This window comes from Streptomyces sp. NPDC006332 (genome assembly GCF_040612855.1).
In the GTDB taxonomy this organism is placed as follows: Bacteria; Actinomycetota; Actinomycetes; order Streptomycetales; family Streptomycetaceae; genus Streptomyces.
The window spans coordinates 247,855-263,328 of record NZ_JBEXRA010000002.1 but is presented as its reverse complement, the minus strand read 5'-3'; the positions used below and the strand labels follow the sequence as shown (position 1 = coordinate 263,328).

General features: G+C 69.8%; 18 protein-coding genes. 7 read left to right on the top strand and 11 right to left on the bottom strand.

What is annotated here, in order from left to right:
* Positions 1-70 precede the first annotated feature (70 nt).
* Both ABZ027_RS03415 and ABZ027_RS03410 read right to left on the bottom strand, forming a co-directional pair.
* Positions 71-703, bottom strand: coding sequence for a DUF6230 family protein (locus ABZ027_RS03415; protein WP_356763888.1), 633 nt, complete (start codon positions 701-703; stop codon positions 71-73).
* A gap of 651 nt (positions 704-1,354) precedes the next feature.
* Positions 1,355-2,335, bottom strand: coding sequence for a tetratricopeptide repeat protein (locus tag ABZ027_RS03410; RefSeq protein ID WP_356763886.1), 981 nt, complete (start codon positions 2,333-2,335; stop codon positions 1,355-1,357).
* A gap of 203 nt (positions 2,336-2,538) precedes the next feature.
* Here ABZ027_RS03410 and ABZ027_RS03405 point away from each other — a divergent pair, with 203 nt between their 5' ends.
* Positions 2,539-3,159 carry a TetR/AcrR family transcriptional regulator gene (locus ABZ027_RS03405; protein ID WP_356763884.1) on the top strand — a complete coding sequence of 207 codons (621 nt, stop codon included), beginning with the start codon at positions 2,539-2,541 and terminating at the stop codon, positions 3,157-3,159.
* 30 nt (positions 3,160-3,189) lie between these two features.
* Here ABZ027_RS03405 and ABZ027_RS03400 read toward each other — a convergent pair whose 3' ends face one another.
* The 5 genes from ABZ027_RS03400 to ABZ027_RS03380 form a co-directional block, all read right to left on the bottom strand.
* Positions 3,190-4,890, bottom strand: a complete 1,701-nt coding sequence (locus ABZ027_RS03400) for a methylmalonyl-CoA mutase family protein (protein ID WP_356763882.1) — start codon at positions 4,888-4,890, stop codon at positions 3,190-3,192.
* Positions 4,891-4,965: 75 nt separating this feature from the next.
* On the bottom strand, positions 4,966-5,304 hold the full coding sequence (locus ABZ027_RS03395) for a DUF3817 domain-containing protein (protein ID WP_356763880.1): 339 nt from the start codon (positions 5,302-5,304) through the stop codon (positions 4,966-4,968).
* Between the two features lie 55 nt (positions 5,305-5,359).
* Positions 5,360-5,869 (bottom strand): MarR family transcriptional regulator, encoded by a 510-nt coding sequence (locus tag ABZ027_RS03390; RefSeq protein WP_356763878.1) that lies wholly within the window; start codon positions 5,867-5,869, stop codon positions 5,360-5,362.
* A 107-nt stretch (positions 5,870-5,976) separates the two neighbouring features.
* Positions 5,977-6,285, bottom strand: a complete 309-nt coding sequence (locus ABZ027_RS03385; protein WP_356763876.1) for an MTH1187 family thiamine-binding protein — start codon at positions 6,283-6,285, stop codon at positions 5,977-5,979.
* Positions 6,282-6,632 (bottom strand): DUF3817 domain-containing protein, encoded by a 351-nt coding sequence (locus tag ABZ027_RS03380; RefSeq protein ID WP_356763874.1) that lies wholly within the window; start codon positions 6,630-6,632, stop codon positions 6,282-6,284. Before ABZ027_RS03380 ends, ABZ027_RS03385 begins: the two co-directional genes overlap by 4 nt.
* 212 nt (positions 6,633-6,844) lie before the next feature.
* On the opposite strand from ABZ027_RS03380, the gene ABZ027_RS03375 reads away from it, so the two are divergent.
* The 4 genes from ABZ027_RS03375 (at position 6,845) to ABZ027_RS03360 (ending at position 9,502) form a co-directional block, all read left to right on the top strand.
* Positions 6,845-7,477 carry an AIM24 family protein gene (locus tag ABZ027_RS03375; protein ID WP_356763972.1) on the top strand — a complete coding sequence of 211 codons (633 nt, stop codon included), beginning with the start codon at positions 6,845-6,847 and terminating at the stop codon, positions 7,475-7,477.
* Position 7,478: 1 nt separating this feature from the next.
* Positions 7,479-8,129 carry an AIM24 family protein gene (locus ABZ027_RS03370; protein WP_356763872.1) on the top strand — a complete coding sequence of 217 codons (651 nt, stop codon included), beginning with the start codon at positions 7,479-7,481 and terminating at the stop codon, positions 8,127-8,129.
* A gap of 2 nt (positions 8,130-8,131) precedes the next feature.
* A complete protein-coding gene (locus ABZ027_RS03365; protein WP_356763970.1) occupies positions 8,132-8,929 on the top strand; it encodes an AIM24 family protein in 798 nt (265 codons plus the stop codon).
* A gap of 96 nt (positions 8,930-9,025) precedes the next feature.
* A complete protein-coding gene (locus ABZ027_RS03360) occupies positions 9,026-9,502 on the top strand; it encodes a MarR family transcriptional regulator (protein WP_356763870.1) in 477 nt (158 codons plus the stop codon).
* Between the two features lie 33 nt (positions 9,503-9,535).
* On the opposite strand, the gene ABZ027_RS03355 is transcribed toward ABZ027_RS03360, so the two are convergent.
* Positions 9,536-10,978 carry a HAMP domain-containing sensor histidine kinase gene (locus ABZ027_RS03355; protein ID WP_356763868.1) on the bottom strand — a complete coding sequence of 481 codons (1,443 nt, stop codon included), beginning with the start codon at positions 10,976-10,978 and terminating at the stop codon, positions 9,536-9,538.
* A complete protein-coding gene (locus ABZ027_RS03350; RefSeq protein ID WP_356763866.1) occupies positions 10,975-11,697 on the bottom strand; it encodes a response regulator transcription factor in 723 nt (240 codons plus the stop codon). Before ABZ027_RS03350 ends, ABZ027_RS03355 begins: the two co-directional genes overlap by 4 nt.
* A gap of 137 nt (positions 11,698-11,834) precedes the next feature.
* Between ABZ027_RS03350 and ABZ027_RS03345 the strand changes: the two genes are divergently transcribed.
* Positions 11,835-12,494, top strand: a complete 660-nt coding sequence (locus tag ABZ027_RS03345; protein WP_356763864.1) for a PepSY domain-containing protein — start codon at positions 11,835-11,837, stop codon at positions 12,492-12,494.
* A gap of 61 nt (positions 12,495-12,555) precedes the next feature.
* On the opposite strand, the gene meaB is transcribed toward ABZ027_RS03345, so the two are convergent.
* Together meaB and ABZ027_RS03335 are read right to left on the bottom strand one after the other, a co-directional pair.
* Positions 12,556-13,512, bottom strand: a complete 957-nt coding sequence (gene meaB, locus ABZ027_RS03340; protein ID WP_356763862.1) for a methylmalonyl Co-A mutase-associated GTPase MeaB — start codon at positions 13,510-13,512, stop codon at positions 12,556-12,558.
* A gap of 35 nt (positions 13,513-13,547) precedes the next feature.
* Positions 13,548-14,750, bottom strand: coding sequence for an acetyl-CoA C-acetyltransferase (locus tag ABZ027_RS03335; protein ID WP_356763860.1), 1,203 nt, complete (start codon positions 14,748-14,750; stop codon positions 13,548-13,550).
* A gap of 150 nt (positions 14,751-14,900) precedes the next feature.
* On the opposite strand from ABZ027_RS03335, the gene mce reads away from it, so the two are divergent.
* Entirely contained in the window at positions 14,901-15,341 is a 441-nt protein-coding gene (gene mce, locus ABZ027_RS03330) for a methylmalonyl-CoA epimerase (protein ID WP_356763858.1), read from the top strand.
* Positions 15,342-15,474: the final 133 nt, after the last annotated feature.

Sequence of the window (15,474 nt, the reverse complement as noted above, 5' to 3'; positions counted from 1 at the left end):
GTGAGTGGTTACTGCGGGACGAGAGTGGACGGGCGGGGGTGCCGGTGGCTCCCCCGCCCATCGCGAGTGCCTAGTAGCACTCCTTGACGCCCTTGGACAGCGACATCTTCAGGCCGCTGAGCTTGAACGTACCGGCGGTGGTCGCCCACGCCGTCTGCTTCACGTCGGTCAGCGTGGCCCTCTCGGCCTGCTGCGCGAAGCCGAACGGGTTGGCGGTGTCACCGCTCTTGATGCCGGGACCCTTGTTGAGGTCCTTGCCCGCCACACCGATGTCGATGTTCTCGAACGTGGCATCGGCCTGGAGGTCCTCGACGTCGATGTACAGGTTGTCGGCCTGTACCGGCGTGCTGCCGCCGCCCGCCTTCAGGATCAGGCTGACCGATCCGAGCAGCGGGATGTCGGGCGTGACCACGGACTGGCACATGTTCGTGATCGAGGCCTGCTTGAAGGCCGAGACCGCGACGGGGTGAGCCGTCTTCTTGCCGTCGAGGGTGTACCCCGAGTCAATGGCCCCGTACTGCGAGAAGCCCGTACCGACCAGCTTGTCGGCCGTGACCTTGAACGACTGCCCCGACACGCTGAACGACGCCGCGAGGGCGTTGTTCGCGAGGGCGAGACCTATACACGCCGTGGCGGCGACGCTGGGCACCATCACCACAGCGAACCGCTTCCATCTCGTCCCGCCACGCACCTGGGACTCCATATTTCCTCCTTCTCGGACGTACATCTCCTGACCCTGGCTGCCCCTTCGACTCGACGGCTCAGCCGGGCAGGGATGGGAGAAGTGCTACGTCCTCGGGAAGGGGAGCGCCCGCACTCGGAGGCTCTTACCGCGCCCGAATCACCGGCGATCACCCCCGAGCGACAACCACTGGTCGCGCCTGAACACGCATCACGCACAACCCTGCTGGACAGGCTTCACCCAGTGGGCGAAGACCCCCCTGTCCTGGAGCCGACGTCACTGCCGCCGACTCCGCTCGGTGGGGATCCAGGGAATCCCGTTGACCCAACCGGCTGCCGGGGTACGGGAATGGACCGAGCGTCGCCGATCGTGGTGCATTCTCGGCGCTGAGGCAAGGGGGTTCGTTACTCGCTAGTAACGGCCGTATAACCGAACAACGACCCACTGGTCTCGGTCGGCGACGCAGGGTGTCACCAGAGGCCTGGACAAAGTCATTGATCGGTGGACAGAAACCGACAGATCCTCGGCGCCGTCTTACTGCCAGTAACAGCGGCCGCGTTTACCAAGATTTGGTAAAGCGCGGCCGCCCTGGCCATCCATCGGCCAATTTTTCACCTGGGCATCACAAGCTGTGACGTTTAGCGACTGGTCAGAACCGGGCCGCCGCCCCGCTCAGAACAGCGCCCGCGCGAGCGCCCTGCGCGCCGCCGCGACCCGCGGATCGTCACCGCCCACCACCTCGAACAGCTCAAGCAGCCGACGGCGTACGGTGTCCCGGTCGTCGCCCGCCGTGCGGCGCACGGTGTCGATAAGCCGCCCGAAGGCGTCCTCGACGTGACCGCCCACCAGATCCAGGTCGGCGGCGGCGATCTGCGCCTGCGCGTCGTCCTGCCTGTCGGCCGCCTCCTTGCGCACCTGCTGCGGGTCCAGGCCCTGCACCCGCTGGAGCAACTCGGCCTGGGCGAGACCCAGTTTCGCCTCGCTGTTGGCCGGGTCGTCACTCAGGACGTTCCGGTAGGCCTGGACGGCACCGCCGAAGTCCCCGGCGTCCAGGGCCCGTACGGCGGCTTCGAGGAGCGAGTCGTACGGGCCGGCCGGCACCTCTTGGGCCGGCTGGGCGTCGCCGCCCGGCTCGGCGTCCGGGTCGACGACCAGGCCGGTCAGGCCGAAGCGCTGCTCGGCGACCTCCACCAACTGGTCCAGGGTCTGCCGGATCTGCGCCTCGGCGGCGGCCCCCTGGAAGAGCGGCAGGGCCTGCCCGGCGACGACCGCGAAGACCGCCGGGATCCCCTGGACCCCGAACTGCTGCATCAGCATCTGGTTGGCGTCGACATCGATCTTGGCAAGCAGAAAACGCCCGTTGTACTCGACGGCGAGTCGTTCCAGGACGGGGCTCAACTGCTTGCAGGGCTGACACCACTCGGCCCAGAAGTCGATGACGACGGGCACCTCGGCCGACCGTTGCAGGACATCCCGCTCGAACCCTGCTTCATCGACGTCGATGACGAGATCGGCCGGGGAGAGCCCGCCCGCCCCGCCGCCCTGTCGGGCCGCTTCGGCGCGCGCCTGCTCCGCCTTCGCCTTGGCCTCCTGGGCCGCCTTCACCGCGGCGAGGTCGACGACTCCGCTCATGGACATGTTCCGTGGCTGCATGCGTCTATCCTCCCCCGTTCTCCCGCCTGCGCGAAAAGCGTTCTGAAAGCCGGTCGTGGCACGTGCTGTCCGGCGCGGGATCCCCACCCCACGCCCGTGGTTTCGCTACGAGTCGTAGCGTAATGGCACAGGGTCCTTGCGGGACAACCGGCACCGGTGATCTCCCTCACGACCCCGCCCGAACCCAGGGCTATGGTCGAGGGATGCAGAGCCGCCCTGCCACCCCGCGCGCCACCGGACGCCCCCGCAGCGCGACCGCGGACACCGCGATCCTCGCGGCCACCCGGCAGGCCCTGACGGAACTCGGCTGGTCCAAGCTCACCCTGGGCGACGTGGCGCGGCGGGCCGGCGTCGCGAAGACCACGCTCTACCGCCGCTGGGCCGGCAAGAACGAACTGGTCGTGGACGCGGTGGCGGAACTCTTCGACGAACTGGAACTCCCCGACCGGGGCAGCCTCGGCGCCGACATCGAGGGTGTGGTCCTGCAGTTGGCCGCGATCCTGGACCGACCGGAGGCGAGGAACGGCCTGATGGCGGTGGTCGCCGAGGCGACCCGCGACGACGCCCTGCGCGAACGCGTCCGTGCCTCGATCGTGGACCGCCAGAAGCGCCTGGTCCTGACGGGCCGCTCGCGCGCCCAGCGGCGCGGTGAACTCCCCCCGGAGGCAACCCCGGAGGAAACCGCCCGCAAGATCGACCTGATCTTCGACATGGTCGCCGGCGCGGTCGTCCACCGCACCCTGGTCAGCGCCGAACCGGCGGACGAGGAGTGGGCACGCGACTTCACCCGGGTACTGCTGCTGGGGCTGACGGCGGCGGGCTAGGGCGGTCCCCGCACCGGGCTCGTGAACGTCTCAGAACCCGGCCGGCTCCGTGTACACCCCCCACTCGTCCCGCAGCGCCCCGCACACCTCGCCGAGGGTCGCTTCCGCCCTTACCGCGTCCAGCATCGGCTCGATCATGTTGGATCCGTCGCGCGCGGCGGCGACCATCGCGTCCAGCGCGGCCCGCACACCGGCCTCGTCCCGCGCGGCCCTGCGGGCGGCCAGCGCACGCACCTGCTCCCGCTCCACCTCGTGACTGACCCGCAGGATCTCCAGGTCGCCGGTGACCGACCCGGTGTGCACATTGACACCGACGACCTTCTTCTCGCCCTTCTCCAGGGCCCGCTGGTAGCGGAAGGCGGACTCGGCGATCTCGCCCGTGAACCAGCCGTCCTCGATCCCGCGCAGGATCCCGGAGGTGACCGGCCCGATCGGGTGCTGTCCGTCCGGGTGGGCGCGCAGCCCCCGCTCCTTGATCTGCTCGAAGATTTTCTCGGCGTCCGCCTCGATCCGGTCGGTCAGCTGCTCGACGAACCACGAACCGCCCAGCGGATCGGCCACGTTGGCGACCCCGGTCTCCTCCATCAGCACCTGCTGGGTGCGCAGCGCGATCTCCGCGGCCTGCTGGGAGGGCAGCGCGAGGGTCTCGTCGAGGGCGTTGGTGTGCAGCGAGTTGGTGCCGCCCAGCACGGCGGCCAGCGCCTCCACTGCCGTCCGCACCACGTTGTTGTACGGCTGCTGCGCGGTCAGCGAGACACCGGCGGTCTGGGTGTGGAAGCGCAGCCACTGCGCCTTGTCGGTCCGGGCCCCGTACACGCCCCGCATCCATCGCGCCCAGATACGGCGCGCCGCACGGAACTTGGCGATCTCCTCGAAGAAGTCCAGGTGCGCGTCGAAGAAGAAGGACAGCCCGGGTGCGAAGAGATCGACGTCGAGTCCGCGGCTCAGCCCGAGCTCCACGTATCCGAAGCCGTCGGCGAGCGTGTAGGCCAGCTCCTGCGCGGCCGTCGATCCGGCCTCGCGGATGTGGTAGCCGGAGACGGACAGCGGCTTGTAGGCGGGGATGCCGGCCGCGCAGTACTCCATCAGGTCGCCGATCAGGCGCAGGTGCGGCTCGGGCTCGAAGAGCCACTCCTTCTGGGCGATGTACTCCTTGAAGATGTCGGTCTGCAGGGTGCCGTTGAGGACGCCCGGGTCGACGCCCTGGCGTTCGGCGGCGACGAGGTACATGCAGAAGACCGGCACGGCCGGGCCGCTGATGGTCATGGAGGTCGTGACGTCACCCAGCGGGATGTCCTTGAACAGGACCTCCATGTCGGCCGCCGAGTCGACGGCGACGCCGCAGTGCCCGACCTCGCCCAGCGAGCGCGGATCGTCGGAGTCCCGCCCCATGAGGGTGGGCATGTCGAAGGCCACGGACAGCCCGCCGCCGCCGTTGGCCAGGATCATCTTGTAGCGCTCGTTGGTCTGCTCGGCGTTGCCGAACCCGGCGAACTGCCGGATGGTCCACGTGCGCCCGCGGTAGCCCGTCGGGTACAGGCCGCGGGTGAAGGGGTACTCCCCCGGCCAGCCGATCCGTTCGAAGCCGTCGTACGCGTCCCCGGGCCGTGGCCCGTACACCGGCTCCACCGGATCCCCCGAGAGCGTGGAGAAGTCGGCCTCACGCCTGCGCGCGGCGTCGTACCGGGCCTGCCAGCGTCGGCGGCCCTCCTCGATGGCGTCAGCGTCCATACCACCGAATTTACTAGGACGTCCTAGTACCTGTCGATCGCTGACCGCCGCACGCGTGTCGTACGGCGGCGCGGGTTAGGCCTTGGCGGTCACCGGAGTGTTGTCGGCGGTCTTCGCCTCCAGCTCGCGGGTGACCTTGCGCTCCACGAAGAAGGCGGCGGTGGGAATGGTCCCGGCCAGCAGCACCCACAGCTGCTTGGCCACCGGCCACTTCGCCTTCGAGCCCAGGTCGAAGGCGAAGACCAGGTAGACGACGTACAGCCAGCCGTGCGCGATGCCCACGACACGGGTGAAACCGTCGGCGCCGTCCAGGTCGAGCAGGTACTTGGCGATCACGCCGAGGGTCAGCAGGACCAGCAGCACACCGGTGACGTAGGCCATGACGCGGTAGCGGGTCAGCACGCTCTTTTTCATGCGTACGAGCGTAACCACGCACTCCGGTAGATCTTGGCCCGGGTCGGTCGCCGGGTCAGTCCTCGTCGAAGTCGCTCGCGGACACCCGCAGCGGCCTCAGCAGCGCGAAGATCTCGCCGCACTCCTCGGCGTCGTACACCCCGAGCCCGAAGTCCATCGCCATCAGGTCGCGGGTGGCCGCGTCCACCACCTCGCGGCCCTTGTCGGTGATGGTGGCGAGCGTGCCGCGCCCGTCGTTGGGGTTGGGACGCCTGGCCACCAGGCCGGACCGCACCAGGCGGTCGACGGTGTTCGTCACCGACGTGGGGTGCACCATGAGCCGCTCACCGATCTTCGACATCGGCAGCTCGCCGGCCTTGGAGAAGGTGAGCAGCACCAGCGCCTCGTACCGCGCGAACGTCAGTCCGTACGGCTTGACGACCGCGTCGACCTCGGCGAGCAGGATCTGCTGCGCCCGCATGATCGAGGTGATCGCGGCCATGGACGGCACGTTTCCCCAGCGCTGCTTCCAGAGTTCGTCGGCACGGGCGATGGGGTCGAAGGGAAGGCTGAGCGGCTTCGGCACGACCCAGACCTTACCGGCCGGTCACATGGTGGTCAGCCCCGTCTCGCCCTTCGGTCCACGGCGCCGACCGGGCATCCGGCGGCGATCGTCCTTCCGGGGCGAGCCACCTACCCCTGCTCCGGCCGCCCCGCGAGATGCTGTTCGACCGTCTCGACCTTGGACGTCAGCCCGTCCGTCACCCCGGGCCGGATGTCGGCCTTGAGGACCAGCGAGACGCGCGGCGCGCGCCGCTCGACCGCCGCGACGGCACGCTTGACGACGTCCATGACCTCGTCCCACTCCCCCTCGACGGAGGTGAACATGGCGTCGGTCCGGTTCGGCAGGCCGGATTCGCGGACCACCCGGACGGCGTCGGCGACGTACTCCCCCACGTCCTCACCGACCCCCAGCGGCGTCACGGAGAAGGCGACGATCATGCGCCGACGACCCCTTCCTTCTCCTGGCGGGCGCGGGAGGCGATGACCGCGTCCTCGGCCTCGCGGCGCAGCTTGCGCTCGGCGAAGAAGCCGCCGGTGGGCAGCACGGAGAGGACGAAGTAGAGGAGGCCGGTCTTCAGGGACCACTTGGCGCGGTTCCAGGCGTCCGCCCAGAAGATCACGTACAGGATGAACAGGACGCCGTGGATCATCCCCATCACGGGGACCGCGTTGAAGTCCGTGGTCCGCTTCAGCACCGAGCAGACGAGCAGGAGCAGGAAGGAGATCGCCTCGGGGGCCGAGACCAGCCGGAGACGGCGGAGGGCGGTGGCGGTCTTGATGTCCACAGGTCACCTTCGGTGGGAGTGATGTCGGACGGCTTGTGAATACGGGCACAAACGTCCGCCCATTGTGGCAAACGTCCGCCGGGGCCCCGTGCCGGGGGTGGGAGGGCCCGTTCGGGCGACCGGAGACGTGCGTCAGGGTTGCGATCAGGGTGTCAGTCCTCCCGCAAGCCCTGTCGGCGCAGGCGTGCTGCCGCTACCTTCGCTGCGTGGCGATGTTCCGACTTCAAGGCAGCAAGGTGCTCGCCGTCGACATGACCGGGGACGCCGTGAAGGCGAAGAACGGCTCGATGGTCGCGTACGACGGGCAGATGGACTTCAAGAAACTCAGCGGCGGCGGTGAGGGCCTGCGGGGGATGGTGACCCGGCGGATCACCGGCGAGCAGATGACACTGATGGAGGTGAAGGGGCACGGGACGTGCTGGTTCGCCGACCGGGCCTCGGAGATCAACCTCGTCGCCCTCCAGGGCGACAAGCTGTACGTGGAGTCGAGCAATCTGCTCGCGACCGACTCGGGCCTGCGGACCGGCACGTCGTTCACGGGGATGCGCGGGGCCACCCAGGGCAACGGCCTGTTCACGACGACGATCGAGGGGCACGGTCAGGCCGCGATCATGTCGGACGGGCCGGCGGTCGTGCTCCGGGTGAGCGGGCAGTATCCGCTGACCGTCGACCCGGGGGCGTACGTCGCGCACCAGGGGAACCTGCGGCAGTCGTTCCAGTCCGGGGTGACGTTCCGTACGTTCATGGGCGAGGGCGGCGGCGAGGCCTTCCAGGTCCGCTTCGAGGGGGACGGTCTGGTGTACGTCCAGCCGAGTGAGCGGAACACGATCGCGGGGGATGTGTGACATGGCCCTGCGTGAGATCAACTCCAAGATGGTCGAGGCGACCGTCCTGCCCGGGCAGCGGCTGTTCAGTCAGCGCGGGGCGATGCTCGCCTACCGGGGCGAGGTGTCCTTCACCCCGAACATCCAGGGCGGCCAGGGCGGGGTGATGTCGATGATCGGCCGCCGGGTGGCGAACGAGGCGACTCCGCTGATGTCCGTCGAGGGCAGCGGCACCGTGCTGTTCGGTCACGGCGGCCACCACGTCCAGGTGATCAACATGACCGGCGACACCCTCTACGTGGAGGCGGACCGGCTGCTCGCCTTCGAGGGCACCCTGGAGCAGGGCACGATGTTCATGGGCTCCCAGGGCGGCGTCATGGGCATGGTCCGCGGCCAGGTCACCGGCCAGGGACTGTTCACCACCACGCTGCGCGGGCACGGCGCGGTGGCGGTGATGGCGCACGGCGGTGTCATCGAGGTCCCGATCACCCCGCAGCGCCCGGTCCATGTCGACCCGCAGGCGTACGTCGCCCACCACGGCGACGTACGCAACAAGCTGTCCACCGCGCTGGGCTGGCGGGACATGGTGGGACGCGGCTCCGGCGAGGCGTTCCAGCTGGAGCTGAGCGGCAACGGCGCGGTGTACGTCCAGGCCTCGGAGGAGAAGCTGTGAGCATGTACGGGGCCCCGGGCGGCGGCCCGACCGTCTACGACCCGATGACGCTGCCGTCCGACGACAACGTGAACAACTACACCTTCTGCGTGGAGCTCAAGGGGAGCCAGTGGTTCCTGCAGAAGGGGAAGATGATCGCCTACTACGGCTCGATGGACTTCAACGGCATCGGGCACGGCCGGCTCGACCGCCTCGTCCGTACGTCCTTCCATTCGCCTCTGCACGCCAGCGACTGGGTGGTGGCGGAGGGCTCGGGCAAGATGCTCCTCGCCGACCGGGCCTTCGACGTGAACTCCTACGACCTGGACAACGGCAACCTGACCATTCGCTCAGGCAACTTGCTCGCTTTTCAGCCAAGTCTCGCGCTCAAACAGTCGATCGTGCCGGGTTTTCTGACACTCATCGGAACCGGAAAGTTCGTGGCGGCCTCCAACGGTCCCGTGGTGTTCATGGAACCCCCGATCCGGGTGGACCCGCAGGCGCTCGTCGGCTGGGCGGACTGCCCCTCTCCGTGCCACCACTACGACCACGGCTACATGACCGGCCTGATGGGCGGTCTACGTGCGATGACGGGCCTCGGCGGGGCCTCCGGGGAAGAGCACCAGTTCGAGTTCGTCGGGGCCGGTACGGTCCTCCTCCAGTCGTCCGAGGCGCTCATGGCCGAGCAGGCCACGGGGGCGGTTCCGCAGCAGGACGGAGTACCCGGTGGGGGCGGGGGGCCGATGGGCCACGGAGGGCAGGCGGGCGCACCGCGCCTTCCCGGACAGCTGGGGGACCTCCAGCGTCGCTTCGGGCTGTGAGCGGTAGTCTGCGGAGGGTGACGTCGAACGTGTGCGCGCCGATGTCACCGCCACCCTCACTAGTTCGCCTTTCAACCTTTTAGGTAGACTTCATTCATGGAGACCGAGACGGCCACACGCTGGCTGACGGATGCGGAGCAGTGCGCCTGGCGCACCCACCTGGAGGTCAACAGACTGTTGACGTACCAGCTCGAAAAGGACCTGCAGCCGTTCGGCCTGACAATGAACGACTACGAGATCCTCGTCAATCTCTCCGAGTCGGAGGGCGTACGGATGCGGATGAGTGACCTCGCCTCCGCCACCCTCCAGTCCAAGAGCCGCCTCTCCCACCAGATCACCCGCATGGAGAACGCGGATCTGGTGCGGCGCGAGAACTGCGAGTCGGACCGCCGGGGTCTGTACGCGGTGCTCACCGAGACGGGCATGGAGACGATGAAGAAGGTCGCGCCCCACCATGTGGCGTCCGTGCGGAGGCACTTCATCGATCTGCTGCCCCCCGAGGCCCTGACGGAACTCGACAAGGGCCTGAAGCCCATCGCGGAACACCTCCGCGGGCAGCGGGGACGCCCCTGACACAGGGCACTCCTAGGGCCTTCGAAACACGCCCTAGACGATCACCGGCAGGCGGAGTTCGAACTGGGCTCCGCCTGCCGGTGCGTCACGGACGGTGAGGGTGCCACCGTGCCGGACGGCGACATCCCGGGCGATCGCGAGGCCGAGCCCAGCGCCGCCGTCGTCGCGGCTGCGGGCCGCGTCCAGCCGTACGAACCGCTCGAAGATCCGCTCCCGGTCGCCCTCCGGCACCCCGTCGCCGTCGTCGGCGACCTCGACCACCGCCCAGTCCCCCGCGCGCCGCACGGTCACCCGGACGGCCGAACGGGCGTGCCGCCCCGCGTTGTCCAGCAGGTTGGTGAGCAGCCGCCCCACCTGCCCCCGGGACCCCACCACCGTCACGCCCTCAGGCGCCTCGACCGTCACGCCCGTGCGCCCGTCGGCCTCCTCCCGGGCCAGCGCGGCGAGGTCGAGCCGCGCGTCGGCCGTGGGCCGCTCCCCGGCGTCCAGCCGGGCCAGCAGCAACAGGTCGGCGGCGAGGCGTTGCAGTCGTACGGTGTCCTCGACCGCTCCCCCCACGTCCAGCAGCTCGGGGTGGGCGGCGCCCACTTCGAGCTGGGTGCGCAGGGACGCGATCGGGCTGCGCAGCTCGTGCGAGGCGTCGGCGACGAACCGGCGCTGGCGCTCCACGGAGCTCTCCAGGGCGGTGAGCGTCTCGTTGGTGGTGCGGGCTAGGCGGGCCACCTCGTCGTGCGTGTCCGGCACCGGTACGCGGCGCGCGAGGTCCTCGGAGGCGGTGATCGCGGCCATCTCGCCGCGGATGCCCTCGACCGGGCGCAGGGCGCGCCGGGTGACCAGCCAGGTCACCGCCGCGACGACCGCGAGCAGCAGCGGGAAGCCGACCAGCATGACGGTCAGCGCGGTGCGCACGGCGCCCTGCTCGGCGGACAGGGGCGCGCCGGCGTAGACGGTGAGCGTGCCCGCCTTCTCGGTCTCCACCTGGACGGCGGCGAAGCGGTAGTCGGCGCTCTCGTGGTCCACGGTCACCGAACCGTTGCTGAAGGTGGTCTTGTCGTCGATGTCGCCCGGTTCGAGGAGATCGGCGGCGTCGGAGTGGTCGTCGTCGTCCTCGCGCTCGTCCTCGTCGCTCTGGTCGCTGTTCGCGGCGGGCTTGGTCGTCTGCCGCTGCACGGCGTCGGTGGCCGTGCCGCTGATCCGTTCCAGGTCCTTGGTGACCGCCAGCAGCGTCCCGTGCTCGTCGACGACCTGGACCGGCTCCTCGCCCTCGTCCAGGTCCAGTTGCCCCGGGGTCTTCCCCAGGGACAGGTCGGTGGCCACCGACCGCGCGGTGTGCTCCGCCTGGGTGCCGGCCTGGCCCATCAGGTTGGAGCGCAGGGACAGCAGGACGGCGGCCCCGGCGGCGACCAGCGCCACGGCCACCACGAGCGTCGCGGCGAGGGTCGCCCGGGACCGGACGGAGCCGAACAGACGGCTCATCGCCGCTCCGCCTCCAGCCGGTACCCGGCGCCGCGGACCGTGCGGATGAGCTCGGGGCGCAGCTTGCGCCGCAGGGTGCTGACGTAGACCTCGACGATGTTCGGGTCGCCCTCGTACGCGAAGTCCCAGACGTGCTCCAGCATCTGCGACTTGGACACCACCTCGCCGGCCCGCAGCACCAGTTGCTCCAGGACGGAGAACTCCTTCGCCGTCAGGGTGATCTCGTCCTCGCCGAGGAAGACGCGGTGGGCGGCGGTGTCCACCTTGAGGTCGCCGTGGACGTGCACGGGCGAGCCGCCGGCGCCCTGGCCGCGTCGCCGCAGCAACGCCTTGATGCGGGCGACGAGGACGACGTACGAGAACGGTTTGGTCAGGTAGTCGTCGGCGCCCGTGTCCAGCCCCTCCGCCTCGTCGTACTCGCCGTCCTTGGCGGTGAGCATCAGGATCGGCACCTCGTGGCCGGCGGCGCGCAGGGCGGCGCAGACGCGGTAGCCGTTGAGGCCCGGCAGCATGATGTCGAGGATCAGCAGGTCGTACGCCCCCTCGGTGGCCCGGTGCAGGCCCTCCCGGCCGTCGTGGACGACGTCCACGGCGTACCCCTCGGCGGTCAGTCCCCTGGCGAGCGACAGGGCCAGCCGTTTCTCGTCCTCCACGATCAGGAGTCGGAAGGGGGCGCGCGAAGGGTCTCGATCAGGGTGATGGGCGTCGGGTGGGCGCATGCGTAAAGGTTCGCAAAGCGAAGCTGAAGATCTCTTCAGGGGGTTTCAGGTTCCTCTCAGCGTCCCTCGGCGATGGTGGTGAACGTCGAAAAGCGCACGCAATCGGCGTGAAGCCGCAAGAAACTGGAGGAAGCCCCATGAAGCGCAACATCGTGATCGCCGCCGTCACGGCCGCCGCCCTGGTCGGTGGCGGCACCGCCACAGCCCTCGCGGTGAGCGGCGACGGCGACGGCACGGCGCGACAGGCGGCGGACGTACGGGGGGCGGGCGACGACGCGCAGGGCGCCGGCGCCGCCTCGACGGACGACGACTCCGCGTCGGCCGCCTCCGCGAAGGTGACCGCAGCGGACGCCATCGCCTCCGCGCTGCGTCAGTCCCCGGGCACCGCCGTCTCCGCCGAGCTGGACGATCAGGACGGTGACGACCAGGGGCCGGCCGCGTGGGAGGTCGATGTGCTCGCCGCCGACAACACCTGGCACAGCGTGCGGATCGACCCCGCAGACGGCAAGGTCCTCGGCTCCCACGGCGAGCGCGAGGACGACACCGGCCAGGTGCGGGCCGCGCTGAAGGGCTCGTCCGTGACGGCGGCCGAGGCCGCGAAGGCCGCGGCCGGCAAGGGCACGGTGACGTCGGTGGAGCTGGACGAGGACGGCACGGCCAAGTCCTGGGACGTGGAGACGCAGAGCGCCGGCAAGGCCGAGCAGGAGTGGAACGTCGACCTGAAGAGCGGCAAGATCACCGCTGACCGGCCGGACGATCACGGCGACGACGACACCGACGCCGGTGACGACGACTGACGTCACGGTTCACGAACACGCCGGACGGGCCACGGAACCGGCCCGTCCGGCGTTCGTGCGCTCAGCCCTCCGTCAGCCCGGCCACCAGCTCGTCCGCCGCCCGGTACGGGTCCAGGCCGCCGGCGACGATCTTCTCGGCCAGCGCGCCCAGTCGCCGGTCCCCGTGCAGGTCCGCGATGCGCTCCCGCAGCGCGGTGACCGCGATGGTCTCCACCTCGCGAGCCGCGCGGGCCCGCCGGCGGTCCGCCAGGACGCCCCGTTCCTCCATCCAGGCCCGGTGCTTGTCCAGCGCCTCGACGACCTCGTCGATGCCCTCACCGCGGGCGGCGACCGTCTTGACGATGGGCGGGCGCCAGTCGCCGGGGCCCCGGGACTCGCCCAGGCCGAGCATGTGGTTCAGTTCGCGCGCGGTCGCGTCGGCCCCGTCCCGGTCGGCCTTGTTGACGACGTACACATCGCCGATCTCCAGGATTCCGGCCTTGGCCGCCTGGATGCCGTCGCCCATCCCGGGGGCCAGCAGCACCACCGAGGTGTCCGCCTGGGAGGCGATCTCGACCTCCGACTGGCCCACGCCGACCGTCTCGACCAGGATCACATCGCAGCCCGCCGCGTCCAGGACCCGGATCGCCTGCGGGGCCGCCCAGGCGAGGCCGCCGAGGTGGCCGCGGGTCGCCATCGAGCGGATGTAGACGCCGGGGTCGGACGCGTGGTCGGACATGCGGACGCGGTCGCCGAGCAGCGCCCCGCCGGAGAACGGTGAGGACGGGTCGACGGCCAGGACACCGACCCGCCTGCCCTGCTTGCGGTACGCCGTCACCAGCGCGGAGGTCGACGTGGACTTGCCCACGCCCGGCGAGCCCGTCAGCCCCACCACGTACGCCCCTCCCGTCAACGGGGCCAGCGTCGCCATGACCTCCCTGAGCTGTGGGGACGCCCCCTCCACCAGGGAGATCAGCCGGGCCACGGCCCGCGGCCGGCCTTCCCTGGCCTGGGCGACCAGCGAGGAGACGTCCTGCATCACAGCTCCGTTCTGCCGGGCGACGTACGGCGCGCTCAGGCCTTCGGTACCCGCACCACCAGCGCGTCACCCTGACCGCCGCCGCCGCACAGCGCGGCCGCGCCCACACCACCGCCGCGCCGCTTCAGCTCCAGGGCCAGGTGCAGCACGAGACGGGCGCCGGACATGCCGATCGGGTGACCGAGGGCGATGGCACCGCCGTTGACATTCACCCTTTCTGTGGACACCCCGAGGTCCTTCATTGACTGCACCGCGACGGCCGCGAAGGCCTCGTTGATCTCGATCAGGTCGAGGTCGGCGACCTCCAGGCCCTCCTTCTTGAGGGCGTGCAGGATGGCGTTGGACGGCTGCGACTGCAGGGAGTTGTCGGGGCCCGCCACATTGCCGTGGGCGCCGATCTCCGCGATCCACTCCAGGCCCAGCTCCTGCGCCTTCGCCTTGCTCATCACGACCACCGCGGCGGCGCCGTCGGAGATCTGCGAGGCCGACCCCGCGGTGATGGTGCCGTCCCGGGTGAACGCGGGGCGCAGCTTGCCGAGCGACTCCGCGGTGGTCTCCCCGCGAATGCCCTCGTCCTTGCTGAACACGACCGGCTCGCCCTTGCGCTGCGGGATCTCGACCGGAGTGATCTCGGCCTCGAACAGGCCGTTCTTCTGGGCGGCGGCCGCGCGCTGGTGGGACAGGGCCGAGAACTCGTCCTGCTCCGGACGGGCGATGCCCAGACGGGTGTTGTGCTTCTCCGTGGACTCGCCCATGGCGATGTTCTCGAAGGCGTCGGTGAGACCGTCGTACGCCATCGCGTCGAGCATCTCGATCGCGCCGTACTTGAAGCCCTCCCGGGACTTCGGCAGCAGGTGGGGGGCGTTGGTCATGGACTCCTGGCCGCCCGCGACGATCACCTCGAACTCGCCGGCGCGGATCAGCTGGTCGGCCAGCGCGATGGCGTCGAGGCCGGACAGACACACCTTGTTGACGGTGAGCGCCGGGACGTTCATCGGAATGCCGGCCTTGACGGCGGCCTGACGTGCCGGGATCTGTCCCGCCCCGGCCTGCAGCACCTGGCCCATGATGACGTACTGCACCTGGTCGCCGCCGATCCCGGCGCGGTCCAGAGCGGCCTTGATCGCGAAGCCGCCGAGGTCGGCTCCTGAGAAGGACTTCAGCGAGCCCAGCAACCGCCCCATGGGCGTCCGGGCGCCGGCGACGATCACCGAGGTCGTGCTGTTCGATCCAGTCATGAGCTGCGATCCCCTTACCGGCCCGCACAGGCCGAGGAGTGAACGAGGGTTTACTTCGAATGTACTGAGCGGTAGCACACTCCGTCATCCGGCTGTCGGTGTGATCGCGCGCACGTTGCGTAACCACCCTTGTCGCGCTGCACTGAATTCATGCTGACGCGAATCGACCACATCGGGATCGCCTGTTTCGACCTCGACAAGACCGTCGAGTTCTACCGGGCCACCTACGGCTTCGAGGTTTTCCACTCCGAGGTCAACGAGGAGCAGGGCGTGCGTGAGGCCATGCTCAAGATCAACGAAACGTCCGACGGCGGGGCCTCCTACCTGCAGCTCCTGGAGCCGACGCGGGAGGACTCCACCGTCGCGAAGTGGCTGGCGAAGAACGGCGAGGGCGTCCACCACATCGCCTTCGGTACGGCGGATGTCGACGGGGAGGCCGCCGACATCCAGGGCAAGGGCGTACGCGTCCTGTACGAAGAGCCGCGACGCGGTTCCATGGGGTCACGAATCACCTTCCTGCACCCGAAGGATTGCCATGGCGTACTGACAGAACTGGTCACTTCGGCGCCTGTTGAGTCACCTGAGCACTGACCCTCGTACATATGGGCCGGTAGGGTTGGGGCGGTCGCCGCTCGCAACGAGGGCGACCGGGGTCCTGTCCTTGCGGCGGGACCTGACCGGGGTCCGGGTTTCGGGGGACGAGCGTCGGGGCAGCAGCCCGTGC